The organism is Psychrobacillus sp. FSL K6-2836, from assembly GCF_038003085.1.
Classification (GTDB): Bacteria; Bacillota; Bacilli; order Bacillales_A; family Planococcaceae; genus Psychrobacillus.
This window is the reverse complement of sequence record NZ_JBBOOM010000001.1, coordinates 1,712,165-1,738,100: the sequence shown is the minus strand read 5'-3', so window position 1 is coordinate 1,738,100 and position 25,936 is coordinate 1,712,165. Positions and strand designations below refer to the sequence as shown.

The following is a 25,936-nucleotide window of genomic DNA, read 5'->3' as shown; positions in this document are numbered from 1 at the left end:
AATAATATGTTAAAAGTTGGAGTAATTGGGGGAGGCTCTATATCAGAGTTTCATATAAATTCATATATTTCAAACCCGGATGCTGAATTGATAGCATTATGTGATAGTAATGAACAACGTCTAACTCTAGCAGGTGAAAAATATGGAGTTACAAATTTATATAATAATTATAATGATTTACTGCAAAACAAAGATGTAGATGCTGTAAGTATCTGCACTTGGAACAACACTCATGCGGAAATGGCTATTGCAGCGTTAGAAGCAGGGAAGCATGTGTTGGTTGAAAAACCATTAAGTTCGACAGTGGAACAGGCTTTGGCTGTGGAAGAGGCTGTAAAGAAATCCGGTAAGCAATTACAGGTTGGCTTTGTGAGACGACATGGTAGTAATACAAAACTTCTTAAACAGTTTATCGATCAAGATGAGCTTGGAGAAATATATTATGCAAAAGCCTCTTGTATAAGAAGATTAGGGAATCCAGGAGGTTGGTTCAGCGATCGCTCTAAGTCAGGAGGGGGGCCACTAATAGATTTAGGTGTGCATATGATAGACATCTGTTGGTATTTGATGGGGAAACCACGACCAGTGTCAGTAAGCGGGAATGCATATTCAAAGTTAGGAAACAGAAGCAATATAGAAAATTTATCTTTTTATAAGGCTGCTGATTATGATTCTACGTTAAATGATGTAGAGGATTTAGCGAATGCGCTCATTCGATTTGAAAATGGTGCTTCCCTATACGTAGATGTCAGCTTCACGCTGCATGCACAAGAAGATGAGCTCTATGTGAAGTTGTTCGGTGTTAAGGGTGGAGCTGAAATAGAACCAGAGTTAGTAATGGTGACAGAGAAAAATAATACTATATTAAACATGACTCCTCAAATTGATAATTTAAGTTTTGATTTTGTAGGTGCCTTTACAAACGAAATTAATCACTTCGTTGAATGCTGTTTAGAAGGAAAAGAAACACTTGCCCCAGTTGAAGATGGCGTCCAAGTGATGAAAATGTTAAGTGCAGTATATGAATCCGCAAGTACAGGGAAAGAAATATATTTATAAATGAATATGTATCAGATAGATCTAGTCATTGTAGGTGGAGGTCTTGGTGGTTGTGCAGCAGCTTTATCTGCATGTGCAAAAGGACTGCGTGTACTATTAACAGAAGAAACAGATTGGATTGGAGGGCAAGTAACCTCACAAGGAGTGCCTCCTGATGAGCATCCCTGGATAGAAGAGTTTGGTACCACAAGAAGATACCAATCGTATCGAAAAAAAGTACGAGAATTTTATGCGCAAAGTATGGATATAAAAAAGGCAAGTGATCGATTCAACCCTGGGAATGGTTTAGTTAGTAACCTTTGTCATGATCCAAGAGTAAGCGTGCAGGTTCTAAATGAAATGCTTCTACCTTTTGTATTGACTAATCTGCTAACCATTAAGTTAAATACTGTAGTGAAAGCTGTGAATAGAGAAGGTAGAAAACTATTTGATGTTTCTGCGGAGAACTTGATAACAGGTAAACTAGAAACGTTTAAAGCCTTATATTTTGTAGATGCAACAGAGTCTGGTGATTTACTTCCACTTGCAAATCTTGACTACGTAACTGGAGCAGAAGGAAAAAGTGATTTCAATGAACCACATGCTTTAGATGTAGCAGATCCTTGTGATGTTCAAGCTTTTACCTTTGTACTTGCCATGGAAAATCGAGATGGAGAAAATCATGTGATCGAGAAACCAGAAATGTATTCATTTTGGAGGGAGTTCCGACCAAGTATTTGGCCAGACAAATACTTAAGTTTCTTTGCACCTCATCCTATAACGAAAGAGAAAAGAAAATATACTCTCTTCGGTGAAGAAAATGGATTTCCACTTTGGGAGTATCGACGAATTTATGATCAAAACCAGTTTTACACGCGTAATGACTCAAAAGATGTTAGTTTAATGAATTGGCCTCAAAATGATTACTTTTTAGGCAATATTTATAACGTATCAATAGAAGAAAGAGAAAAAAATATCTATCAAGCTAAACAACTAAGCTTGTCGCTTTTATATTGGCTGCAAACGGAAGCACCTAGGCCTGATGGGAGCAAAGGGTATCCAGGATTAAAGTTACGTAAAGATGTTTTTGAAACGGAAGATGGTTTAGCGAAAGCTCCTTATATTAGAGAATCTAGGCGTATTAAAGCTGAATACACAATTGTCGAACAAGACGTTTCTCCGGTATTTAATGAAGGAAGTACAGGGAAGTTATATGATGATCGAATTGGAATAGGTTCATATAGCATTGATTTGCATCCGAGTATGTCCGGACGATCGTATCTGGATATAAAGGCATTGCCTTACCATATACCACTTGGAGCTATCATTCCAAAAGCTACAGATAATCTACTAGCTGGATGTAAGAATATTGGTACTACACATATCACTAATGGTTGCTATCGTTTGCACCCAACCGAATGGAATATTGGAGAGGCGTGTGGAGCATTAGTAGCATTTTGTTTAGAAAATGATGCAACACCAAGAGAAGTTCGAGAAAATAATCGATTGTTAGCAGAATTCCAAAGTAGACTTAGGGTGGACGGCTTTGAATTAGAGTGGCCAGAGTCATTTTATCAAAAAATCTAGATATTGAATGATAGGCGTGTGATAAAAAATGGGAAGACAGATCGGAGATTTTCCGCTAGAAGTACTGAAAGGATATAAACCTAATCTTATTTATAAGCCTACTGACTTTGAGCGGTTTTGGGAGAAACAAAAGATTGAGCTAAGTGCTCTTTTTCCGAAGGTAAGTGTAGATTGGAGGAATTACCCAGTTCCGACAGTTGATGTAGCTGATATCACTTTTGAAAGTTGGGATGGTACCCCTTTAAAGGGGCTTTTAATAAAACCAAAATCAGTCGAAAATTGCCCTGTTATTATGAACCACCATGGTTATACCGGAAGTTGCGGGTTGCCGATTGATTTCTTGAAATGGACTTCCTTAGGCGTTGCCGTATACTCATTCGATGTACGTGGTCAAGGTACTTCTCCTGATTTTGCTCAATATGTAAACGGTAGTAGAACTCCTGGTTGGATGCTACAAGGTATTCATGATCCAGCGAACTATTATTATACAAATGTTTATAAAGATCTTCTTATGCAAGTGAGTTGGATAAAATCTGATAATGCTCCAGTAGCAGTGACAAAGTTAGGATTAACAGGTTCGTCGCAGGGAGGCGGATTAGCGCTAAGTTTAGCAGCTTTAGCTGGGGATATTGATCTAGTTATCGCGGACTACCCATTTATCTCACATTTTGAACGTGCATTAGAAGTGGCGAATTTAGGACCGTATATGGAGATTGTGAACTACTTTAAACTTTCTGATCCTCAGTATCACTCCTATGAAAACGTAATGCGAACTTTGGGTTATATAGATTCTGTTCATTTCTGTGATGCGATTACTTGTTCTACATTAATGACGATTGGGTTAGAGGATGCAGTAACCCCACCATCTACAGTGTTTGCTGCTTATAATCATTTAGCAACTATTGATAAAAGGATAGAAGTGTATCCGCAATTTACACATGAGAACAATCCATTTCACGAAGAAAACAAATTATCATTCATCATGAAACATTTGGTGAATGCTACCTAAAGGTGGGATTCTGTTGAAGATTAGTGTAAGTATGTACAGTTTAGCTTCTACTATAAAGAAGGAAAATTGGTCAGTAATCAATTTTATTGATTATGCCAAGAGTATTTCTTTAGATGGCGTGGAATTACTAGATTTTTACTGGGCAAACCCCGAACAACCAGATCAAGAGCTAGAGCTAGTAAAAAAAGCATTGAAAGAAAATAATTTAAAAGTATCTGCATATGATGTTTCGAATAACTTTGTTAAGGATTCTAAGGAAGAACAAGATAAGGAAGTGCTTAAAGTTTTAGAAGGTATTCAAATTGCCAAAAAGCTAGGAACTAATATTGTTCGAGTATTTTGTGGAGACCTCCATGAAAATTTAACGTTTAAAAACGGTGCTGAGTTAATAGTAAGCGGATTAAAACGATGTGCCGAAGTGGCAGAAAAAGAAAGAGTGTATTTGGCTATTGAAAATCATGGGTTACTAGCTGGGAAAAGCTCTCAGGTTAATAATATTATTCGAGAAGTTAATAGTCCATTTGTCAAATCGACGTTTGATACGGGGAACTTTTTACTTGTTCATGAGAGTCCAACAAAAGCTTTTGAACAATTGAAAAATGACATAATACATGTTCACTTCAAAGATTTTCGGGAAAAAGAACAAGGTGAAGAATGGAAGGGTTTCCATTCAACAGAAGGAGTAGAACTAATCGGAGTAATTCCAGGAGATGGCAAAGTGAATCTTGAATATATTGTGAATGGGCTAAAAGAAATAAAATACGATGGATGGTTATCGATAGAGTATGAGGGTTTGGAAGATGCAAGATTAGCAAATGAAGAAGCCATCAATCGATTAAGAAAGTTATTAGATGAAGGGGGCGAAAATCATCGCTAATATTATTTTAGGTGATTTAAATAAAATAGACTCACACCTTCCCATAAAAAAAGTAACCATTTCAAATTCACCTGACGAAATCCAAGAAAATCTTTATGAGGATGTTAGCTATGTAATAGCTGCAACTGCTAATAATGTAAATGGAGTTATAAATAAAAATGGGAATGTTTATTTACCGTACAGTTTGTATAACAAAAATTATCTGAATAGTAGAACATATATCTACTTTGAGTTAGAAGTTTTACCTTTCTTTAGAAGTTTTACTGAAATAATCAAAAAAGAAGTTAATCCACGTGGTGTTTTTAGATACAGACGAACAATTCAGGGAGAAAGTATTCTCTCAATGATTGTTGGAGATTTGTATGTAATTACTTCTTTATTGGGCGAACCAAAGGATATTCATCTTAAACAATCGAGACTATCCTTAATGCCAAGACATATCATTATTATGATAGATTTTGGTCTAGGAACAATGGCACATATTGAATATACAACGGGTAACCAAGAGAAAATTGAGCTCGAATGGAGTGGTATAAAACATATCATTGAATTTGATAGTGATCAAATGAAGCCTGTACATCCAAATGATAGAACGCTGTTACCACTAACCTATTCGGTAGATGCTCTAGTATCCTCAGCAAAAGTAATTGACGAAAAAATAATCACCCGATTAGATTACTTCCAAAAACTAATGGATGAGGGGTTGCGGTTATGAAAATTGGAATAATGAGCTTTGCACATATGCATGCTTATAGCTACGCGGATTGTTTAAAGAAAATTCCTGATGTAGGGTTAGCTGCTATTTTTGATGAAGATATTAAAAGAGGCAGAGAAGCTTCTGAAAAATATAATGTCCCGCATTATTCTAATCAATCAGATTTTCTCAAGGAAAGTATGGACGCGGTTATTATTTGTAGTGAAAACAGTCGACACAAAGAAATGGTGATAAATGCAGCCAAAGCTAAGAAGCATATTTTGTGCGAAAAGCCGATTGCAACGAATGTATTAGACGCACAAGAGATGATTGATGTTTGCAAAGAGCATAATGTTACTTTGCAAATAGCTTATCCAGTTCGATTTAGTTCACCTATACAAGAGTTAAAAGAAATGATCGATAAAGGGGAGTTAGGAGAAATACTAGCTTTTCGAACAACCAACCGTGGGCAAAATCCTGGTGGGTGGTTCATTGATATAGAACAATCAGGCGGGGGAGCTGTGCTCGATCATACGGTGCATATGGTTGATATTATGCGTTGGTATTTAAACAAAGAAGTCGTGGAGGTCAAATCCATTGTCGATTCTTACTTCCATAATATTGACATAGACGATGCAGGTTTGCTTACCTTGGAGTTTGAAAGTGGTGTAATTGCTTCTCATGATTCAAGCTGGTCTCGCTTTGCTGAATTTCCGACCTGGGGAGATGTCACAATTGAAGTGATTGGTACGAAAGAGACGGTAAAGGTTGATGCCTTTAAAGAACATTTTAGGATTTTTTCTAACGGGAAGAAATCACTGGAACACCATTTCTTTGGTAATGATATGGACTTAGGTTTGATATTGGATTTTGTAAATTGCATTAAAGAAGGAAAAGAACCTTCTATAACGGGATTCGATGGACTAAAGTCACTAGAAGTTGCTTTAGCTGCGTATAAGTCGAGTGAGTTGAAAAAGGCGGTAATATTAAACGATGTATAAAAAGGCAACCATCTGTTTAGAAAGGTGTTAATAATTGTGCATAAAATTATTTACTTTCAAAATCACGAAACTATTCTATTTGCTGTTGAAGAGTTAAAAAGATTAATAGAAAAAGCCGGCTATAAGAGCTCCGTTCATGATCAAAGTGTTCTTACTGAAACAGAAGCAAATGAAAATGATTTTAGAGTTATATTAATAACTACTACTCAATACTGTGCAATGGTTTCGAAAGAAAATAAAGTAAATATTAATTCGGATGGATTTGCATTCGTCTCTTCTGGTAAAGATTTGTGGATTATTGGAAATGAGCCGAGATCCATCTTATATGGTGCATATATGTATTGTAGAAAGTTTTTCGGCTATCAATGGATCCACCTGGATAGAGAAGAAATATTAGAGCAATCACAAGGTATAAACTTGGACTTATTTATTCATGAGCCGATGTTTGGAAGACGCGGGAATATTTTTGAGACAATAGATGAACCTGGATACATAAATTCCATCATTGATTGGGGAGTAAAAAATGGTCAAAATGAGTTTTTCTTCACATTCTTCTTATGGGATGAAATTAAATCATATATAGTCTCAGGGTTAAAAAAACGTGGGGTTCAAGTTACCTTAGGTGGGCATAGTCTAAGGTATTTATTGGACATTATTCAAAAGGGAAATAAGAAAAATAGCTTAGAGAACTACGAAAATCTCCAGTTCTTTGCTGAAAATATAGCACTTCAAGATGAAGTAATTAATAAAATTATTTCCATTTGTAAAGAGAATGAAGTAATTTCGAGAATCTCACTTTGGCCAGAAGATGTAGGGATAGAAGAAAAAAATGCCGATGGATTTTTATTAAATTATATTCGATTTACGGAGAGATTAAAATCGTCGTTAAATATCTCTAACTTAGCTGTAGAAGTTGAATATATAGTTTATAATGCCGGACTTTCTTGGGACATGCTTGAAAGGAAGGAAACGAAGGTATCTGACACGGCAGATGTTTTATATGCCTATTGGGGGAGGGATTACTCCAATTCTATTCATGCTAGTGAACCTAACCAAGTAAGGGCTTTTCAAACCTTAGAGGATTGGAGTACGCAAACAAGCATGAAAGGACGTTCACTAACTGTCTTAGAATATTACAGTGATCATTTCATGTTAAGTGAACTATTTCCACCGCTTCTAACTAGAATAGCGAGTGATTTACACGATTATAAGCAATTGCAAATACAAGGTGTATTAAACTTAATCGTTCCAGTGCACCAAAAACAAACAAATCATAAAGTAAGTGCTAATTATCCATGGCAGTGGATTCATCATTTGAATAATTATCTATATTCGCGTGTTGCATGGGGCGAGAAATATGAAGTGGTGTTGGAAGAATACTTCGCTGTTTTTAAGGAAGAAAAAGAAGCTTTTCAACAGATGCTTTTAGATTTAGAGAATTTAATATCTCCATATTCAAAATGGAATATCCCGTTATTTCCAGCAAGAGTTGTAGACTCCGAAAAGGTGGATAAATCAGCATCTTCCTTACAAATTTTAACTGAATTAAAAGCAGCAGATAGTTATTTATCTGCTATTGAACTATCTGATATAGAACCATTAATAGCCATTCAAACAAAAGATAATTATTCTTCTTTTACACCGAGAGAAATGACTCTATTTTATATTTATTATCTTCGGTTGATAAACAAAAACTATTCCGAAGAGTGGGGAAGCAAAGTCCAGTGAAAACATAAGTGGCAAATGGAGGTTTTAATAATGGATTTTAGTAATCTACATTATTACGTGCCAACTGAAAAAAAAGAAAGCCCATCCGTTATCGAAAAAGACTTAGTTATTTATGGAGGGACACCTGCTGGTATTACTGCTGCTATTCAAGCTAAAAGAATGGGTCTAACAGTAGTTATTGCGGAATTCAGTAATAATATCGGTGGGATGACGGTGAGTGGGTTGGGGGCAACTGATCTTGGTGCAGAGAATGCAATCGGCGGACTCTCAAAAGAATTTTATGATGCAATTGCTAAGTATTACGGTAAGGATAAGCAGTGGAAGTTTGAACCAAAAGTAGCGCGTCAAGTGTTTGAACAATGGATAAAAAAGTATGATATTCCGATTAATTTTAGACAACATCTAAGAGTAGTTAAGAAAACTAATCAAAATATATCGGAAATAGTGATGGAGGATGGTACTTCGTATTGCGGTAAAGTATTTCTAGACTGTACATACGAGGGTGATTTGCTTGCGTTTGCAGGAGTTTCTTATTTTGTGGGTCGAGAATCAAATGCTACCTATAATGAAATCTATAATGGAGTACAGTTCGGTGCTCTGCATCATAAATTTGAAAAATGGATAGATCCATATATCGTGGAAGGTAAGCCGGAAACCGGACTATTACCAGGTATCACAGAAAGCAAACAAGATTCACTGGGCTTTCAAGGACAAGGTGATCATAGAATTCAGGCTTATAACTTTCGTATCTGTTTAACGAATGATGCAACAAATCGTGTTCCGTTTCCTAAACCACCTGTCTACGAACCAAACCGTTATCAATTACTTCTGAGGTATATCAAAGCAGGTATTTGGGATGCCATGAAACTGCATACTATACTCCCGAATGGAAAGTCCGATTTGAATAATCATGGAGCCGTTTCTACCGATAATATTGGGATGAATTATGACTGGCCAGAAGGGGACTATGAAAGCCGAGAAATTATATTTCAAGACCATCTGAATTACGACCTTGGAATGTTATATTTCTTATCTAATGACCCTCAAATTCCAAAAACAATAAGAGATGAAGTTTCTGCTTGGGGATTGCCGAAGGATGAGTTTGAACGAACAGGACATTGGCCACATCAGCTATACATTCGAGAGGCAAGAAGAATGATTTCAGATTATGTTATGACGGATCATAATTGTTTAAAACAAGAATTGATAAACGATTCTATCGGCTTAGCTTCCTTTCATATGGATTCCCATAATTGTCGTCGTGTAGTTATTGAAGGCAGATGTGTAAATGAAGGAGATGTGCAGGTACCGATCGCACCTTATGAAATTTCGTATCGATCCATTCGTCCAAAAGCAGAGGAATGCACTAATCTTTTAGTTCCGGTTTGTTTGTCCAGCTCGCATATTGCATATGGTTCTATTCGTATGGAACCGGTTTTTATGATTTTAGGGCAGTCTGCAGCAATCGCAGCCTCACTTGCCATCAAACATAAAACATCTGTTCAAGATGTAAATTATGAAATATTAAAACAAGAATTACTAAACTGTAAGCAGGTAATCTGTTGGAGTATGGAGATGGAAGATGACCCAATCAGACGAATGGAAGAGACTTTTGCGAATAAGTAATTGAATGCTTGATGAAAGGAGGCTGTTATGAATCTAATAGCATGGAATAGAAATCATATCGATGAATTGGTAGCACTTTGGAACAAAGAATTGAGCACCCATTTCCCTATGCGCAAGGAACTATTTGTTCAAAATAGCTTTGAGGATGTTAACGTTTTAGAGGAAGGATCATTTATAGCGGTTGACGATAATAGCAAAGTAATAGGATTTGTAGTCTCTAAAAAATGGCAAGAAAAAAAGAAGGTTGAAATGGATTTCAAAAAGGGATGGATTCAAGTTCTCTTAGTGGACAGCGCTTATCGAGGAAAAGGTATAGGAACCTTGTTATTGGAACAAGCGGAGGCTGCTTTAAAAGAAAGTGGAGCGGAAGTAATACAACTTGCTGGAGACCCTTTTCACTATTTTCCGGGAGTTCCTGAGGTTTATCCCGACGTACAAAAATGGGTTGAGAAATTTGGATATAACAAAAAGCTGGATGCATTTGATTTGATTAATCATCTGGTAAAAAAATATCCATTCCCAAATGAAAGCTCGGCATCCTTTTCTGTACTGCAAATAGAGGAAAAAGAAGAGTTCTTATCTTTTTTAGCTAGGTGCTTTCCCGGTAGATGGGAGTATGAGGCGATCAAATACTTTGAAATGGGTGGGATAGGTAGAGAATTTGTTGTGGCAAAAAAGAATGGAAGCATCATTGGTTTTTGTAGAATGAATGATTCCATATCGCCATCAATTGCACAAAACGTTTACTGGAGTCCTCTTTTTGAACAAGAGGTTGGTGGAATTGGACCATTAGGTATTGATTCAAGCGAGCGAAAGCAGGGTTACGGATTGGAAGTTGTGGTGGCTGCCATGGCTTATCTGCAGGAAAGAGAAGTAGAAACTATCATTATTGACTGGACTAATTTACTGGAATTTTATGGGCAACTTGATTTTGTACCGTGGAAAAAGTATGGAATTTATCTAAAGGATAAGGAATAATACTTGGAAAATGCTGAAGTTTATATTATAAGGTCAAAGAAACCCCAGAATCATAGAGATTCTGGGATTTTACTGTACTATTGTTATTTTACTTGAAAGTTAATCGCAGCCATTCCCAACGTTTTCGCCGCTACTAACATTGCTCGTTCATCGAAATCGAACATAGGACTATGGTGAGGGAATACATCCCCTTCAGGCATAGCGCCGGTAAAGAAGAACGTACCGGGTATTTCTTCTAAATAATAACCAAAATCCTCTCCGATCATCAATAAATCAGATTCATTCACTTCTTTAACTCCTGGAATTGTTCTAGCAATGTCTGCTATATACTCTGTTTCTTCTTTGTGATTAATTACTGGAGGATAGCCTCTTTCATATAGGAAAGAATAAGAACAATCTGCTGTATAGCATGTACCCTCTATAACACGTTTTAATTCATTTTCCATTAAATTTCTAACGTCTGGTTTAAATGTACGGACAGTACCGGTCATTTTCACAGTGTCCGCAATAATATTAAATGCGTTATCCGCTATGAAAGAACCGACAGAAAGTACTGCAGATTCAGTAGGGTTTACTCGTCTTGCCACTAATTGCTGCAAGTTTACAACTAATTGAGAGGCAACTACGATAGAATCCTTTGTGTCATGCGGATTTGCTCCGTGACCACCTTTCCCTTGGACAGTGATAGAAAATCGATCTGCTGCCGCCATAATGGGACCACTTTTATATTCAATAGTTCCTAGAGGAGTTTGAGACCATAAATGTGTACCGAAAATTACATCTACTCCATCTAAACAACCAGCCTCAATCATTGGTTTTGCACCACCTGGAGCATATTCTTCTGCATGCTGATGGATAAATACATATTCGCCTGTCAATTGTTCTTTAAATTCATTTAACGTACGAGCGAGTATGAGTAATGCAGCAGTATGTCCATCGTGACCACATGCATGCATGACACCTGGAATAGTCGATTTATAAGGTACATTTTTTTCATCTTGTATTGGGAGGGCATCAAAGTCTGCTCGTAAAGCAACCGTTTTACCTGGAAAAGCGCCTTTTACTCGAGCAACTACCCCATTACCACCAACATTTGCTTGGAAGGGTATTTGTAAATCTGTATAGAACTTTTGTATATATTTTGCTGTTTCGGTTTCTTGAAATGATACTTCGGGATGCATATGTAAGTAACGTCGAATATTGACCATTTCATCGTATGATTCCTCAAGTTGCTTAATAATATCCATACTCATTTTTAATAATCTCCCCTTTTCTGATTTTTCATTAAATAAATTATATCAAAGATTGGCCCAGTTTTAATGAACTTACGCATAATTCACTTTAAAAAGACCAAGCTATTTGTATAGCAAATCAAAAGGAGGAAAAATAAAGTGAGTAAATTACTGAAATTAGTATTTATGATGCTTCTCATCGGCTTATTGACCGCTTGCGGAACTAATAATAATGACGATAAGGCAACAGACAACGACGCAGATAAAGCAACAGAAAACACGGATACGGTAAATGAAGGCATGAATGATAATGATGACGCTACAAATGATGGAACAACAGGTAATGATGGAACAACAGGTGATGATGGCGCAACAAACGGTACAGAGTCACAAAATGTGGAAGTAGCGGATGAAGTAGCCGATAAAATCACAGAGTTAGAGGAAGTAGAATCGGCAAGTGTGCTTGTAACTGACAATAATGCATACGTTGCAGTCGAACTAAGCGAAGGCACTGAAGAGACGGAAGAAATAAAAACTAAAATTTCAGATGCAGCAAAAGCTGAAAATGCGGAATTTAATAATGTTTATGTATCTGCAAATCCCGATTTTACTAAGCAATTTAGAGACTACGGAGACAGAATTCGAGCAGATGAACCAGTGGAAGGATTCTTCGATGAATTTACAGATACTGTGGAAAGAGTATTTCCAGACCAAGCTAAGTAATTATTATGAAGAAACCGATTCCCAAAAGGAGTCGGTTTTTTCACGGAATTATTATATATTATTTCAATTCAATAAATGCTTTTACATCCTGGAAATAGTTTCAGGAAAAGAAAGTTAAGTTGGATTATGCAATTTTCAGAGTAAAAATGATAACATATATAAGTTAGACTAATTTGTCTAAACTACGATTAAAAAGGAGGTTTGTTCATGAGCCAATCAACAACCTTAGTTAAAACGATGCGCTGCAACTTAATGATTACAAATAAGGCACGCAAAGGAATTCAGGAATGGTCAACTGATGAACATGCCTTTTTTAACATACAGAGTTCTTTTGAGGTACATATTGAAAAACGCCCAGTAAATAATCATGGGAATACGTCACTTTCCATATATTTTGATAATGTAACAAACATTAAGCTAGCAGAAAAAGTAGATAATCGAGTAGTGGTGATGGAATGCATACTACAAAAGGATGGTTTGCTCGCAACTAGTCTTCATGTTAGAGGTCCTAGGGTTCCCGTTCGAACAAATCGTCGTCTTCCGGTTGATTTGACTTTTGTTACTGCTAGAAATAATGGAGCAGGAATGCCACTTACACTACACACTAAAATTCAAGATCTTCCTGTTGCAGAAGAGCGTTCAGAGTATGTGAAAAAGCGAATTTCTAGCTGGGAAGGTTACTTGAAGATTCAAGAGCGTAATGCAGATATTGCAGATGTAACTAGTCCGTATTCTAAACTTATTTTCAATGCGGATTTTAGTCGTATGACATTGCATGGCTGCACGATGAATGCGAACGAATGGAAAAATTTAAGAGGTCTTAGTGTGACGTTAAAAGGATTCCAAAACGACGTAGGCGATATTTTGAAATCAGATCGAGTAAAACAAACGATAGAAATAGAGATCAAACCCAAATTTCGAGAACTCGCAAGAAAAAACCAGTGGAATCCTAAATCGAAAGAGGCTGTATTTAGTAATTTTGCATCCCTTAGCCAAATTAGGCGTCTTCGAAAGGGATTTGAAGATTTGCAAAATGGATTCGCTGCCAATCCCAACCTCGAAAAAATCTTATTTGAAGATCGCCCGACCATTCGTATTAACGCAAAGCGTAAAGAATTAGAATTTCATAATCAGCTAAACGAGTTTCAACAAGAAGCAGTTATTGGTGCGATGACTGCAGAGGATTTGTATGTCATTCAAGGTCCACCTGGCACAGGAAAAACGACAGTAATTTCTGAAATATGTCAGCAAAATGCCAAGGCAGGCTTACGTACACTCGTAGCGTCTCAATCTAATTTGGCGGTTGACAATGCCCTTAGTAGATTACTTTCAAACAAAGAAATTCGTATTTTACGATTCGGTAGGACAGAAAGTATTGAAGAAGAAGGCAAGAAATTTATCGAAGAAAATGTAGGGCAGTACTGGAAAGAACAGACTTTAACTGCTTTACAGAAAGAAATAGACGAGCAAACCTTAAAAGAAGGTCGGCTTCTTGAACAAATAGCCGGATGTAAGCGTCAAATTGAGGAATTGAGTAAGGAACAATTATTATTTGAAAAAGCGATTGAACGAAAAGCGGAAGCAAAAGTAGAGCATGATACAAGAATAGAAGAAATAAAAAAACTTAAAAAAGAATTAGTTTCATTAAAAAAAGACCGTGAACAGTTAGAAAATAATGTGATAGAAGAACGAGGTAAGTCAGAAGCTTTATCCAACGAGATTAACGATATGGTACAATTCATCGAATCAAATCCTTCAAAAGGTGAGTTGTTAGAAAAAGTAAATCAGCTACTATTAAAGACGAAAGAAGTACAAGATCTCCTTTCTTACCGAGAAGCAATAGATTCCTTACGTGAAATGGAAACATCCATGGAAGAATCTAGGAAGAAGTATCAAAGTACACAAGTGAAGATAAACCATCTAGAGTTATTCCAGAAAGAAATAGATTCTATTAGAAAAATTGATCAGCTTAAAAGTAAAATGGCGGAATATAATATGGAACTTTCAATATTTCTTCAACAGCAAATAGCTGAATTAGATGAACTAATAGATCATATTAAAACGTTCGCCGATTGGCAGGATTTAAATGCTCGCTTATTAGCTGCAATAGATTACGTAGAAAAGCTACTTCGAAAATACAAATTTTCTGTGGAAAATGTCCGAAATAATATTGGAAGAAGTGGTATTCTTTTTGATTCCTCTTATACGATAAAAGAAATTCATCAGTTTATGAATCGTTTGAAGAATATGATGACTTCTGGTGATGACGATATGACGACGGAGAAATTAGCGATTTTACTAGAAGGTCTCTATGTGAGAGAGAAATTTGTTATGAAGCAGAAATCGGCCGTTCAGTTGGCGAAAAATAGTTCTATAACAAAATTTCAAACGATTAAAACACAGCTGGTTAGTGATACTAGCAGGGAATCAATAGCTCTTCAACAACTCAAAAATGAATTAGCCAATAAGGCAATCAGCCAAAAGAATCAGCTAGAGCTACTGCAGAAAACGGTGAATCAGCTACAGCCAGAAATAGATACAGTTGATTCACTCTCATCCTCATCAGAGTTAAAAGACAAAAAGTTTGAGATGGAAGGCTCTATTGTAAAATTGAAAAAAACGTTAGAAACCGTTACAAACTATATAGAACAACTGGAAATGAAAAAGAGTCATTTTCAGAAGCTAACGGAAGAACTTGTGAAGATTGAAGCAATTCTCCAAGACAATGAACTAAAAACTAAACAAGTGAATGCAGATGGTTTAGAGCAGGAGCGCATACTAAAAGCTTTAGATGAAATTATACTTCAAAACCCTGAGCATGCACTCGAAAAAACAGTGGAAGAGATAAAAGGAACTAAAGAGGAAATGGTAAAGCTTCACTTAGAGAAGGATCATCTTCCAATCACACAAACAGTTCAAAATGAATGGTACTCATTATTGAAAGAGGCAAATGACCACGATTTAGATGAAATTCGTAAGCTATATGTTCGACATGCCAATGTAATTGGAACAACATGCGTTGCATCAGCTCGTAAAGAATTTATGGAAAACTACCCTGTTTTTGATGTAGTTATTATAGATGAAGTTTCTAAAGCAACACCACCTGAATTACTACTACCAATGTTAAAAGGTAAGAAGATTATCTTAGTAGGTGACCATCATCAGCTTCCTCCACTAGTCGGTGAGGACACTCTAGATGAAACACTTCAGGCAATACTAGAAGAAAGTGATAATCTAGAAGAAAAAGACGAATTGAAAAAGCTTTTGAAGGAATCATTATTCGAACGTTTATTCAAAAATTTACCAAAGACGAGCAAGACGATGCTAGCAATTCAATATAGAATGCATGAAAGTATAATGGAGACTATCACTCCATTTTATGAGGAAGAAAATTATCGACTACAATGCGGGTTGGCCGACTCAGATACTGCTCGTGATCATCTACTTGAGTCAAGATATGTGAAAAGAAAAGACCATTTGCTATGGCTAGATATGCCAAGCGAAAAACCATATTTTGAAGAACGTATGAAGGATGGCAAAAGTAGATTCAACCAAGCAGAGTTAGATGCTATCCGTGATGTACTAATCGATTTGAATGATGCTACAGCTAATGCAAAAAAAGAAGGAAGAATGGATCCAGATGAACGTAAAAGTATTGGGGTCATTAGTTTTTATGGAGAACAGGTTAAACGAATTGACCGCCTTATCCAACAACAAGCTAACTTATCACATTTGACCTTCAGAACTGGAACTGTAGACAAGTTTCAGGGGATGGAAATGGATGTCATTCTCTTAAGTATGGTAAGAAACAATCAAGAAAAGAGTGGAGATATTGGATTTGCAAATGATTATCGCCGCTTAAACGTTGCATTATCACGAGCAAGAGAGCTACTTATCTTAGTAGGAAGCTCCCATATGTTCACAAAACGAGCAAAACAAAGAACCTCTAGAGAAATGTATGAACGTTTGCTTCAAATTGTAAAAGGTAATAACGGACTGATTAACTTTCAGAAAGACGGTAAGAAATAACGTTTTTAGCTATAGGAGTATATTAATATGATTGATTTAGAAAAACGTCTAAAAAAAGAATTACAACAAAATGTACAAGCTAAAATAGTTTCGTCCACTGCATGGACGATTCCACTTCATACAATTGAAGTGGAATACAAACCTGTAAAGCGTATTAAAATGGATGTTCTCATGAAAATGATGTTGATAACATGCCAAAAAGCAGAATTAACAAGTGGTAAACAAATCAGTGAATTATTGCTTGTAGAGCAGCTATTTATGGAAGACTTGATCAATATTATGAAGAGAACTCGTTTAATCGAAATAAAAAACCAAATATTTACGCTGACAGAAAAAGGGTGCAATCAACTGGAAGAAGGAATATTTGAAGAAGAACTAGATGCCCGAAGTCAAAATTTACTTTATAGCCCAAGTCATAGTAGTTTTTTGCAAGGTGAAATAAAACCAGCACTGGACGGCGAGGAAACACTGAACCTATATCGTTATGCTTCTGAGGAAAAGGTGAGGTTAAAGTGGGAAGATGCGGTACTAGTAGACGCCCTCCAAACAAGTGGGATGGAAACTGTGGATGGTGACCTTCAAACAGTAGTTTCTGAAATTGTATCCAACTCTGAATTATATGTGGATGATGTTCCCTGCTTTGAGTTTATTTTGCACAATAAATCAGAGGATCTTCTATACGCCAGGGTATGGAATACATTTCTTGATCAATGGGATGAAACACTAGAAAATGAGTTGAATGAAAGAGAACGAGTTGTTTGGCGGGAGAAATATTTGGGTCTGGATAAGTGATTATTATGAGAGTAGTTCGCTCCTATGCGAGAGAGCCACTACCGTGAACGAGAGAGATTCGGTCCTATATGAGAGAGAGCAACGGCTATACGAGAGAGATTCAACTTCATACGAGAGCAACACTAGCCTGAACGAGAGAGATACACTCGTATACGAGAGCAACATGAAAAGACCCGTTTAGCATTCCAGTGCTAAACGGGTTTTCTGCAATCATTTTTGTGCTCTAGAGTATTCTTCAATCGGTACAAAAAGTCCGACTTTTCCATGCTCGTCATGATCTAATGTGGCAAATACGACGCCAATTACTTGTCCATCCTCATTTAAAACAGGACTTCCACTATTTCCTCTATATACTGGTGCTTCCATCATCATCACAGGAACATCCCAATCAGTTAATTGATGAAAATCGATTAATGATCCTTCATTCGCAATGCCTGTAAATTTTAGTGGATTGCCTATGAAAGTGATAGGATCACCTAGCTCATAAGATGGATTTTCTGAAAGCTCTAGAAAAGGCAAGTCTTCTTCATCGACTTGCAATACTGCAAGATCTATAGATGGATAGGTTTGTATAACATCTGCATTAAAACGTCCCGCTTCAGGAAAACCAACTACTACGCTGTTATTATCCTCCACTACATGATAATTGGTGAGGACCTTTCCCTCACTAGAGATAGAAAATCCAGTTCCTTTACTATCATCAGTTAATACAACAACAACAGCCTCTTTATATCGGGCAATATCTTCCTGTGCCGATAACCTAGCGGAGGTTTTGATAAATTCAATGGCTGGAATGGAATAAATCTGAAAAATCATCGCAAATGTATTGACGAATAAGACGAAAGCCATTGTCCAAAAAATCCATCTTGGAAAAGGTCGCTTAAGTTTTGGTCTCGTTTTTTCTAATGCTTCTTTTTCAAGTGCCTCTCGCTGTGCTTCCAGAACTAGTATCTGTAATTCTTCATCACTAATTTCCTCAAGCTCACCATTTGGCTGGTTCTTATCCATTCCATCACATCCTCATTCCAGCGTATCTATACTTTCTATTATACCTAATTATACAATGAAATCATTTCCATTGATAAATAATTGAAATGGGTATATTATATAAACATAAGCTGCATTGTACGTATGGATATTAAGTTTTAACCTTTAAGCTGTAACAGGGAGTTTTATATAGAGCTGGAATGACAAGCCTTATTCTCTTTAAGACAATGAGGACATGCAGGATAGTATCTGCGAACACCCACTTTGAGGAGTGGTGGTTTAAAACTTTCTAATGAATGTACGGCAAAGGCGGCTTACTTATAAAGACTTTTATAGCAACGTTTATAGAGCACTTTTGCCAGGAATGGTAAGGGTGTTTTTTTGATAGATAAGAAAGTATATAAAAATGTAGCGTAAACACTTGGTCGTGGGACTTTATTAAAGGGATAGTACAGCCGATTTCCGTTTCAGGTGGAGTACAAAGGCTAAGTGCGCCACGTCATGTGGCAATGCCTTCGTGACAACATCCTGTTGGCCTCCGCAGGGTGAGCGATGAACCATCACCGCCCCTTCGGGTACGTTGTGATGCTTCATCTGTCTCACTGATCCTGCTGGAGTCGCCACCTTCCACTACAATCCATTAGTGTGTAGTACTTCCTTAATGTACGGCAAAGACGGCTTACTTAAAAAGACTTTTATAGCAACGTTTATAGAGGACTCTTGCCAGGAATGGTAAGGGTGTTTTTTTGATAAATAAGAAAGCATTTAAAAATGTAGCGTAAACACTTGGTCGTGGGACTTTATTAAAGGGATAGTACAGCTGATTTCCGTTTTAGGTGGAGTACAAAGGCTAAGTGAACGTCTGTCCAAAGCCCTTCGAAAACGATAGAAACAGGTTTTGACCTTTAAGGACCGGGTATGTTGCCCGGTTTTTTTGTGCAGATTTTTATGGGGTTAAAATTTGAGGTAAATTATTATAAAACGTAATTAGACAAATTATTTACAACATAACAGAGGCTAATTTATTTCCCCTAGGAGACTCTACATTCAAAAATACAGTGGTTATTAGCTATATGAAAAGTACCACATTGCCACCAGCAGCCACTGCTTTTTTACAGATGACCATAGAAGAGTACGCCAGGTATTAAATGGGTTTGGTCCTGTGAAAATGTAAGTATGCTTTACTGTGTTTTGGGTAAAGTTAAAGGTACCCAGTAAGCTGTGGTTATAATTTTGAAAAGGGGTACCTTTAATATGTCTCACAATACGTTTGATTTAACACCATTGAAGAAACAATTAACGGAAATCTTAGAAAGTATATCATTTGAGATAAATAAAGGAATAAAAACTCTAAATAATGATAGTTATTGTGTTTTGGGGGAGCTTAAGGATCTCAAGAATAAATTTGAAGAAGTAGAAACGATGGCTGCTTCTTTTTATCTAAATAATTATTTATCCCCTTATACTGATAAATACTTGGAAATAACTACTTGCATTCAGCATTTGTCTCATCAAAAACATGGGGCTTTAATCGTGATTGAGCGTAAGGACCAAGTGGACCCATTAATTCGAGCTGGTACGGCTATTGGTGCAACATTGACCCAATCATTATTAGAATCCATCTTTTATCCTGGAAATCCTTTACACGATGGTGCTGTGTTAATAAGAGGAGATAAAATATATTCCGCAGCGAACGTTCTTCCTTTATCTAATATAGTGTCAGGTGGAAAGAAAATTGGTACCCGTCACCGTGCTGCAATAGGACTTTCAGAAAAATGTGATGCGTTAGTTCTAGTAGTTTCAGAGGAGTCGGGAATTATTTCATTTACAATAGATGGAAGTCTTTTCCCTATAAGTGTGAGCAGCTCTATCAATTGAGTATACAAATCGTCACATAAATTGAGGGTTTGACTTAAGTATTATTTAATATTAGTTAAAGTGTTGACAACGAAAATGAATTCATGTTATATTTAGTTCGAATTAAAGATACTTTAATTAAAGGTAAATTAGAGGAGTGATACGATTGGAACTAACTCCAATAAAATTGAATGCTGTTTCCTTTATCCTTCGTGCCTCCCAGTCGATTCAAGAAGTGATTAGAAAAGATGCAGCTAAATATGAATTGAATCCTACAGAGTTTGCAGTATTAGAATTACTTTATCAAAGAGGCGATCAGCCGATTCAAGTGATTGGGAAAAAGGCTCTTATTTCAAGTAGTAGTATTACTTATGTAATAGATAAGCTAGAACAGAGGGAGTTTGTTGTTCGTAAAGCATGTCAGAAAGATCGTCGTGTGACTTATGCTAGTTTGACGAGTCTAGGGAAGGCACTTGTGGAGCGAATTTTTCCTCCATATGAGAAGAAGATTGAAGAGATCTTTGGTAAGTTAACAGAAGCGGATATGAACAAAATGGTAGAACTACTAAAAAAAGTCGAGAATCATGCTTTATAAATATAAATTTTTTTGGTTTTTATCTCAGATTTGAGAATTATTAATTCAATGTAAACAAAAGGAGGAAGCATAATGGATCATTTAAAAGGAATACACCATGTAACAGCTATAACAAGTAGTGCAGAAAAAAACTATGAATTTTTCACCTATGTATTAGGAATGCGTCTAGTAAAGAAAACAGTCAATCAGGATGATATTCAGACGTATCACTTATTCTTCGCAGATGATAAAGGGTCAGCTGGTACCGATATGACATTCTTCGATTTTCCATGTATTCCAAAAGGAACACATGGAACGAACGAGATTTATAAAACGGCTTTCCGCGTACCGACAGATGCGGCACTTGATTACTGGGTGAAACGCTTTGATAAGTACGAAGTAAAGAATACGGGCATAGAAGAAGTATTTGGGAAGAAGACAATTTCATTTGTGGACTTTGATGACCAACAATATATGTTGGTTTCTGATGAATTTAATGAGGGCATTGAATCAGGGACACCTTGGCAAAATGGTCCAATTCCATTGGAATTTGCGATTAAAGGTTTAGGACCAATTCATGTTCGTATCGCACAATTTGATTACTTTAAAGAAGTATTGGAAAAAGTAATGTTAATGAGTGAAATTGCACAAGAAGGATCACTGCATTTATTCGAAGTTGGCAAAGGTGGCAATGGTGCGCAAGTAATTGTGGAACATAATACGATTTTGCCAGCAGGTCGCCAAGGATACGGAACAGTACATCACGCAGCATTCCGCGTAGAAGACACGAAAGTGCTATATGAATGGATTGACCATATGCAAGCAGCTGGTTTTGGTACTTCCGGGTATGTGGATCGCTTTTTCTTTGAATCTTTATATGCACGTGTAGCACCTGGCATCCTTTTTGAATGGGCAACAGATGGACCTGGATTTATGGGTGACGAGCCTTACGAAACAGTAGGAGAAATACTGTCGTTGCCGCCATTCCTTGAAGGAAAAAGAGAACAAATTGAGGCATCTGTACGACCGATCAATACAGTGCGGAGCACGCTTAACATAGAGAAAGAGTATTTATAAGGAGGTGAAATTAAAAAAATGGGTTTTTTAAATAAATTATTTGGAACACAAGAACAACAACATGAGGAGGATAAAACAATGACAAAATCAAATATAGGTATTATTTTAGGATCAACACGTGAGGGACGCGTAAGTCCACAAGTTGGAGCATGGGTAAAAGAATTAGCAGATAAACGTGGGGATGCAAACTATACTATTATCGATATCGCAGAATACAAATTACCACTTTTAGGTGAAGCTGGTGGGGACGCATCAGGCGCAGCAGCATGGTCTGAAATTATTTCAAAACAAGATGGTTTCGTATTCATCGTTCAAGAATACAATCACTCAATCACTGGAGCACTTAAAAATGCATTAGATTACTTACGTGAAGAGTGGAACAACAAAGCGGCAGGTATCGTATCATACGGTTCTGTTGGAGGAGCTCGTGCAACAGAACATTTACGTGGGATTTTAAGTGAGTTACTTGTAGCACATGTTCGTGTACATCCAGCATTATCATTATTTACAGACTTCGAAAACGGTACAGACTTCAAACCAGCTGCAGTTCAAGCTGATTCAGTCAACCAAATGCTAGACCAAGTTATCCCTTGGACAACTGCATTAAATACAATACGTAAATAATTATTATCTTCCTTCAGCAGAAAACTACCACCTCTGTGGGTAATTAGATGAATGTGGTTTTATTATCTTGTCCAGCAGGTAACCAAACGCCCGCTGAAGGATGATAAAGCTTCTGGCGGATGTTATAGATTTTGAATCGTGCAAGCTCGATTCAAAATCTGGACGCAATTACGCCTAGGTGTAATTGATAAAAATAGCAAAATGTGCATGTGCGCATGTACATTTTGTTTTTAGATAAATTCGAATAAATTTTGAGCTAAACGCTATCAAGCAGATTGAAGGTTTTGTTCAGAATTTATCCAAACAGAAAATGGGAGGAACTAAGATGAACAAGATAGCAGGACATCATCATGTTTCGATGATTACAAAAAAAGGACAACAAAACAATCAGTTTTATCAAAAAGTGCTTGGGCTTCGTAGAGTGAAAAAAACAGTTAATCAAGATGATCCTAGTATGTATCATCTCTTCTATGGGGATTTAACGGGCAGTGCGGGAACAGAGTTATCCTTCTTTGAAATCCCTATGGTAGGAAGAACGAAACGAGGAACGAATGCCATAACGAGAATTGGCTTACTTGTCCCGTCTTATGACAGTTTACTATATTGGAAGAAAAGATTTGAATTACTCGATGTGCAACATGGGGAGCTGACCAAGTACGCAGGACGTGACGCACTCCACTTTGAAGATTGTGAGGGATTACGACTTGTCCTTCTAAATAATAATGGCGATGAAGTACCAGCGTATTGGCAGTCTTGGAATGATTCAATCGTTGAAGAGGAGCATCGTATTCTGGGAATGGGTGCTGTAGAAATGACCGTACAATCACTTAATAGCTTAGCAAATACATTAGAAAAACTGTTTGGGTATGAACTTGCTACACGTAATAAAAACGAAGCTATCTACCAGTCGGTAAAAGGTCAGGCTTTTGGTGAAATTGTCATTGTGGAGCAAGATGGTCCAAAAGAAAAACCTGGAAAAGGCAGCGTGCATCATGTAGCTATCCGTGTAAAAGATGGCGAGGAACTAAGGGAATGGCAAGACCGTATTCAAGATTTTGGATTTGAAGTTATGAAAATAACAGACCGTTACTATTTTGAGAGTTTATATTTTAGAGAAGAAAATGGGATTTTATTTGAGTTAGCGACAGATGGACCAGGTTTTACAGTGGATTCAACCATTGAATCCCTTGGTAAAGAGCTAGACTTACCACCATTTTTAGAAGGCAAGCGAGCGGAAATTGAAGCAAAATTGGTACCAATAGAGTAAAGGTAGGGAATGGACATGGACTTTACAAAACTAATAGATATACGTAGATCTGCAAGTAACTTTTTAAAAGAAGTGAAAATGACAGAAAGTGATTTAAAGCCCATTTTTGATGATTTAAAGCTTACTCCTTCTGCCTTTAACTTACAGCATACAGAATATGTGGTTGTCTTAGATGAAGAGATGAAGGAAAATATACGAATAGCTGCCAATGGACAGTACAAGGTACACAGCGCATCTGCAGTTATTCTAGTATTAGCGGATCGATATGCTTATCGCCAAACAGAACGCCTACATGAAGGAATGAGAGACTTAGGAATCATTACAGATTTCGAATTAAACAAAATGATTCAGGAGAATAACCAGTTCTATGAAGAAAAAGGGGAGCAATTTATGAAGGAGGATGCGATTCGAAATGCATCACTTTCATCCATGATGTTTATGCTCTCTGCAAAAAATCGTGGATGGGATACTTGTCCAATGATTGGTTTTGACCAGGAGAAGATACGTGAATTACTCCAAGTTCCAGACACACATGAAGTAGTATTAATGATTACTATAGGAAAAGAAAAACTAAGTAGTCGACGTTTACGTGGTTACCGTAAACCAGTCGATGAATTTGTGAAATTTATCAAATAGGGAGGAAATAATGATGAAAAAACATACTGCGGGAATTCACCATATTACAGCTATCGTAGGTCATCCACAGGAAAATATTGATTTTTATGCAGGTGTATTAGGTTTACGTTTAGTTAAACAAACAGTGAATTTTGATGATCCTGGCACATATCACTTATATTTTGGAGATGGAGGGGGAAAACCAGGAACAATTATTACCTTTTTCCCTTGGGCAAATGCTTATCAAGGACAAATTGGGGATGGTCAAGTGGGAGTTACTACGTATGTAGTACCAACAGGATCATTAAGTTTTTGGATCAATCGACTTGCAACATTTGCGATTCCATTTAAAAAAGCCGTGCGTTTTGGTGAACACGTAATTCAATTTGATGATCCACATGGCCTACATCTAGAACTTGTTGAACGAACAAAAGGTGAACAAAACAACTGGACATTTGGAGGAGTAACACCTGAAGTCGCGATTAAAGGCTTTGGTGGTGCAACACTTTACTCAAGCAGACCAGAAGAAACGACTAAAACATTAACGGATGTAATGGGGCTTGAAGTGGTTGGAACCGAGGGTGATTATACACGCTTTAGATCTTCAGCGGATATCGGCAATATTATAGATTTAAAAATGGTCACCGGTGTAAGAGGCGGGGTAGGTGTTGGCACCGTTCACCATATTGCATGGCGTGCACAGGATGATGCTGATCATGCTGAATGGCAACAACATGCCATGAATCTTGGTCAACATGTAACCGAGTTGAAAGACCGTAACTACTTTAACGCATTGTACTTCCGTGAATCAGGGGAAATTCTATTTGAAATTGCAACAGATCCACCAGGATTTGCACATGATGAAACACTGGAAACAATGGGGAATCAGTTAATGTTACCCCCACAATATGAACAACACCGTGAGCGATTAGTTAATTCACTTATTCCTATTCAAGTGCGTCCAATCGACTAATAAAAGGGGGCAGAACATGTTGATTTCGATTGATCCAAAACAAAATAGTGAGCGAGATAATTATAAACTTTTAATCGGTTCCATCATCCCTCGACCTATTGCTTTCGTTACCACACAATCTGAGGACCGAATTGTTAATGGGGCACCATTTAGCTATTTCAATATTGTTTCATCCAACCCGCCGATGGTGTCACTTGCTATCCAAAGATCGGGTGGCCAAGTAAAAGATACTGCTCGTAATATTTATAATAACCAACAATTTGTTGTGCATATTGTGGATGATGAGAATGTAGCGAAAATCAATGAAACAGCGGCTTCATTACCTGCATCAGAAAGTGAAATCGAATTGGCGAATCTAACACTTGTACCAAGTGAAAATGTCTCTGTACCGGGTGTAAAGGAAGCAAAAGTTCGCATGGAATGCAGACTAGTACAAGCAATTCCTCTAGGAGGGGAAGAACCGGGTAGTGATTTATTCATTGGGGAAGTTGTACGGTTTCATTTAGATGAAGCAATTTATGAAGATGGGCGGATTGATCCGAGAGGTTTAAATGCTGTCAGTCGTTTAGCCGGCAATAGCTATGCAAAAATTGGAGATATCTTTTCAATAGAAAGACCTAAATAGTGAGTTTTATTACAGGCTGTTAC

The 25,936-nt window shown here is 37.0% G+C and carries 22 protein-coding genes and 1 other RNA gene; 21 read left to right on the top strand and 2 right to left on the bottom strand.

Annotated features, from left to right (window positions below; translation table 11 throughout):
- Positions 1–6: 6 nt before the first annotated feature.
- The 9 genes from MKY37_RS08005 to MKY37_RS07965 are packed head-to-tail and all read left to right on the top strand — an operon-like array spanning position 7 to position 10,538.
- Complete coding sequence (locus MKY37_RS08005; RefSeq protein WP_340775729.1) at positions 7–1,059, top strand: Gfo/Idh/MocA family protein; 1,053 nt, start codon at positions 7–9, stop codon at positions 1,057–1,059.
- Positions 1,060–2,625, top strand: a complete 1,566-nt coding sequence (locus tag MKY37_RS08000; protein ID WP_445323026.1) for an FAD-dependent oxidoreductase — start codon at positions 1,060–1,062, stop codon at positions 2,623–2,625. It begins immediately after the preceding gene.
- 28 nt (positions 2,626–2,653) lie between these two features.
- Positions 2,654–3,634 carry an acetylxylan esterase gene (locus MKY37_RS07995; protein ID WP_340775727.1) on the top strand — a complete coding sequence of 327 codons (981 nt, stop codon included), beginning with the start codon at positions 2,654–2,656 and terminating at the stop codon, positions 3,632–3,634.
- A 13-nt stretch (positions 3,635–3,647) separates the two neighbouring features.
- Positions 3,648–4,511, top strand: a complete 864-nt coding sequence (locus tag MKY37_RS07990) for a sugar phosphate isomerase/epimerase family protein (RefSeq protein WP_340775725.1) — start codon at positions 3,648–3,650, stop codon at positions 4,509–4,511.
- Positions 4,486–5,226, top strand: a complete 741-nt coding sequence (locus tag MKY37_RS07985; RefSeq protein WP_340775723.1) for a hypothetical protein — start codon at positions 4,486–4,488, stop codon at positions 5,224–5,226. The genes MKY37_RS07990 and MKY37_RS07985 overlap by 26 nt, the downstream gene beginning before the upstream one ends.
- The gene (locus tag MKY37_RS07980) at positions 5,223–6,206 is read left to right on the top strand and encodes a Gfo/Idh/MocA family protein (RefSeq protein WP_340775721.1); all 984 of its coding nucleotides are present in this window, start codon (positions 5,223–5,225) and stop codon (positions 6,204–6,206) included. The genes MKY37_RS07985 and MKY37_RS07980 overlap by 4 nt, the downstream gene beginning before the upstream one ends.
- Before the next feature lie 36 nt (positions 6,207–6,242).
- Positions 6,243–7,934 (top strand): alpha-glucuronidase family glycosyl hydrolase, encoded by a 1,692-nt coding sequence (locus MKY37_RS07975; RefSeq protein ID WP_340775720.1) that lies wholly within the window; start codon positions 6,243–6,245, stop codon positions 7,932–7,934.
- 30 nt (positions 7,935–7,964) lie between these two features.
- Positions 7,965–9,560, top strand: a complete 1,596-nt coding sequence (locus tag MKY37_RS07970; RefSeq protein ID WP_340775718.1) for an FAD-dependent oxidoreductase — start codon at positions 7,965–7,967, stop codon at positions 9,558–9,560.
- A gap of 27 nt (positions 9,561–9,587) precedes the next feature.
- Positions 9,588–10,538 carry a GNAT family N-acetyltransferase gene (locus tag MKY37_RS07965; protein WP_340775717.1) on the top strand — a complete coding sequence of 317 codons (951 nt, stop codon included), beginning with the start codon at positions 9,588–9,590 and terminating at the stop codon, positions 10,536–10,538.
- 83 nt (positions 10,539–10,621) lie between these two features.
- Here the strand turns inward: MKY37_RS07965 and MKY37_RS07960 are convergent, their stop codons facing one another.
- Positions 10,622–11,791, bottom strand: coding sequence for a M20 family metallopeptidase (locus MKY37_RS07960; RefSeq protein ID WP_340775715.1), 1,170 nt, complete (start codon positions 11,789–11,791; stop codon positions 10,622–10,624).
- Between the two features lie 138 nt (positions 11,792–11,929).
- Between MKY37_RS07960 and MKY37_RS07955 the strand changes: the two genes are divergently transcribed.
- The 3 genes from MKY37_RS07955 to MKY37_RS07945 all read left to right on the top strand — a co-directional run bounded on the left by MKY37_RS07955 (position 11,930) and on the right by MKY37_RS07945 (position 17,314).
- Positions 11,930–12,493, top strand: a complete 564-nt coding sequence (locus MKY37_RS07955; protein ID WP_340775712.1) for a YhcN/YlaJ family sporulation lipoprotein — start codon at positions 11,930–11,932, stop codon at positions 12,491–12,493.
- Positions 12,494–12,700: 207 nt separating this feature from the next.
- The gene (locus tag MKY37_RS07950; protein ID WP_340775709.1) at positions 12,701–16,522 is read left to right on the top strand and encodes a DEAD/DEAH box helicase; all 3,822 of its coding nucleotides are present in this window, start codon (positions 12,701–12,703) and stop codon (positions 16,520–16,522) included.
- A gap of 27 nt (positions 16,523–16,549) precedes the next feature.
- Positions 16,550–17,314, top strand: a complete 765-nt coding sequence (locus MKY37_RS07945) for a hypothetical protein (RefSeq protein ID WP_340775707.1) — start codon at positions 16,550–16,552, stop codon at positions 17,312–17,314.
- Between the two features lie 210 nt (positions 17,315–17,524).
- On the opposite strand, the gene MKY37_RS07940 is transcribed toward MKY37_RS07945, so the two are convergent.
- The gene (locus MKY37_RS07940) at positions 17,525–18,322 is read right to left on the bottom strand and encodes a S1C family serine protease (protein ID WP_340775705.1); all 798 of its coding nucleotides are present in this window, start codon (positions 18,320–18,322) and stop codon (positions 17,525–17,527) included.
- Positions 18,323–18,426: 104 nt separating this feature from the next.
- On the opposite strand from MKY37_RS07940, the gene ssrS reads away from it, so the two are divergent.
- The 9 genes from ssrS (at position 18,427) to MKY37_RS07895 (ending at position 25,913) form a co-directional block, all read left to right on the top strand.
- A non-coding RNA gene (gene ssrS, locus MKY37_RS07935) (6S RNA) lies at positions 18,427–18,621 on the top strand.
- Between the two features lie 934 nt (positions 18,622–19,555).
- Positions 19,556–20,179, top strand: coding sequence for a sporulation-specific diadenylate cyclase CdaS (gene cdaS, locus MKY37_RS07930; protein ID WP_340775703.1), 624 nt, complete (start codon positions 19,556–19,558; stop codon positions 20,177–20,179).
- 145 nt (positions 20,180–20,324) lie between these two features.
- Complete coding sequence (locus MKY37_RS07925; RefSeq protein WP_340775701.1) at positions 20,325–20,753, top strand: MarR family winged helix-turn-helix transcriptional regulator; 429 nt, start codon at positions 20,325–20,327, stop codon at positions 20,751–20,753.
- Between the two features lie 72 nt (positions 20,754–20,825).
- Positions 20,826–21,809, top strand: coding sequence for a ring-cleaving dioxygenase (locus MKY37_RS07920; RefSeq protein WP_340775698.1), 984 nt, complete (start codon positions 20,826–20,828; stop codon positions 21,807–21,809).
- A gap of 18 nt (positions 21,810–21,827) precedes the next feature.
- The gene (locus MKY37_RS07915; protein ID WP_340775695.1) at positions 21,828–22,433 is read left to right on the top strand and encodes an NADPH-dependent FMN reductase; all 606 of its coding nucleotides are present in this window, start codon (positions 21,828–21,830) and stop codon (positions 22,431–22,433) included.
- A gap of 325 nt (positions 22,434–22,758) precedes the next feature.
- Positions 22,759–23,700 carry a ring-cleaving dioxygenase gene (locus tag MKY37_RS07910; protein ID WP_340775691.1) on the top strand — a complete coding sequence of 314 codons (942 nt, stop codon included), beginning with the start codon at positions 22,759–22,761 and terminating at the stop codon, positions 23,698–23,700.
- A 15-nt stretch (positions 23,701–23,715) separates the two neighbouring features.
- Positions 23,716–24,336 (top strand): nitroreductase family protein, encoded by a 621-nt coding sequence (locus MKY37_RS07905; protein WP_340775689.1) that lies wholly within the window; start codon positions 23,716–23,718, stop codon positions 24,334–24,336.
- Positions 24,337–24,349: 13 nt separating this feature from the next.
- Positions 24,350–25,288 carry a ring-cleaving dioxygenase gene (locus MKY37_RS07900; protein ID WP_340775686.1) on the top strand — a complete coding sequence of 313 codons (939 nt, stop codon included), beginning with the start codon at positions 24,350–24,352 and terminating at the stop codon, positions 25,286–25,288.
- A gap of 19 nt (positions 25,289–25,307) precedes the next feature.
- The gene (locus tag MKY37_RS07895; protein ID WP_340779869.1) at positions 25,308–25,913 is read left to right on the top strand and encodes a flavin reductase family protein; all 606 of its coding nucleotides are present in this window, start codon (positions 25,308–25,310) and stop codon (positions 25,911–25,913) included.
- The last annotated feature ends 23 nt before the right edge of the window (positions 25,914–25,936 follow it).

What these genes read in the sequence shown, in the direction of transcription:
- MKY37_RS08005 (WP_340775729.1), top strand. Translation starts at nt 7, where the DNA reads ATGTTAAAAGTTGGAGTAATTGGGGGAGGCTCTATATCAGAGTTTCAT.
- MKY37_RS08000 (WP_445323026.1), top strand. Translation starts at nt 1,060, where the DNA reads ATGAATATGTATCAGATAGATCTAGTCATTGTAGGTGGAGGTCTTGGT.
- MKY37_RS07995 (WP_340775727.1), top strand. Translation starts at nt 2,654, where the DNA reads ATGGGAAGACAGATCGGAGATTTTCCGCTAGAAGTACTGAAAGGATAT.
- MKY37_RS07985 (WP_340775723.1), top strand. Translation starts at nt 4,486, where the DNA reads ATGAAGGGGGCGAAAATCATCGCTAATATTATTTTAGGTGATTTAAAT.
- MKY37_RS07980 (WP_340775721.1), top strand. Translation starts at nt 5,223, where the DNA reads ATGAAAATTGGAATAATGAGCTTTGCACATATGCATGCTTATAGCTAC.
- MKY37_RS07970 (WP_340775718.1), top strand. Translation starts at nt 7,965, where the DNA reads ATGGATTTTAGTAATCTACATTATTACGTGCCAACTGAAAAAAAAGAA.
- MKY37_RS07965 (WP_340775717.1), top strand. Translation starts at nt 9,588, where the DNA reads ATGAATCTAATAGCATGGAATAGAAATCATATCGATGAATTGGTAGCA.
- MKY37_RS07960 (WP_340775715.1), bottom strand. Translation starts at nt 11,791, where the DNA reads ATGAGTATGGATATTATTAAGCAACTTGAGGAATCATACGATGAAATG.
- MKY37_RS07950 (WP_340775709.1), top strand. Translation starts at nt 12,701, where the DNA reads ATGAGCCAATCAACAACCTTAGTTAAAACGATGCGCTGCAACTTAATG.
- MKY37_RS07945 (WP_340775707.1), top strand. Translation starts at nt 16,550, where the DNA reads ATGATTGATTTAGAAAAACGTCTAAAAAAAGAATTACAACAAAATGTA.
- MKY37_RS07940 (WP_340775705.1), bottom strand. Translation starts at nt 18,322, where the DNA reads ATGGATAAGAACCAGCCAAATGGTGAGCTTGAGGAAATTAGTGATGAA.
- cdaS (WP_340775703.1), top strand. Translation starts at nt 19,556, where the DNA reads ATGTCTCACAATACGTTTGATTTAACACCATTGAAGAAACAATTAACG.
- MKY37_RS07920 (WP_340775698.1), top strand. Translation starts at nt 20,826, where the DNA reads ATGGATCATTTAAAAGGAATACACCATGTAACAGCTATAACAAGTAGT.
- MKY37_RS07915 (WP_340775695.1), top strand. Translation starts at nt 21,828, where the DNA reads ATGGGTTTTTTAAATAAATTATTTGGAACACAAGAACAACAACATGAG.
- MKY37_RS07910 (WP_340775691.1), top strand. Translation starts at nt 22,759, where the DNA reads ATGAACAAGATAGCAGGACATCATCATGTTTCGATGATTACAAAAAAA.
- MKY37_RS07905 (WP_340775689.1), top strand. Translation starts at nt 23,716, where the DNA reads ATGGACTTTACAAAACTAATAGATATACGTAGATCTGCAAGTAACTTT.
- MKY37_RS07900 (WP_340775686.1), top strand. Translation starts at nt 24,350, where the DNA reads ATGAAAAAACATACTGCGGGAATTCACCATATTACAGCTATCGTAGGT.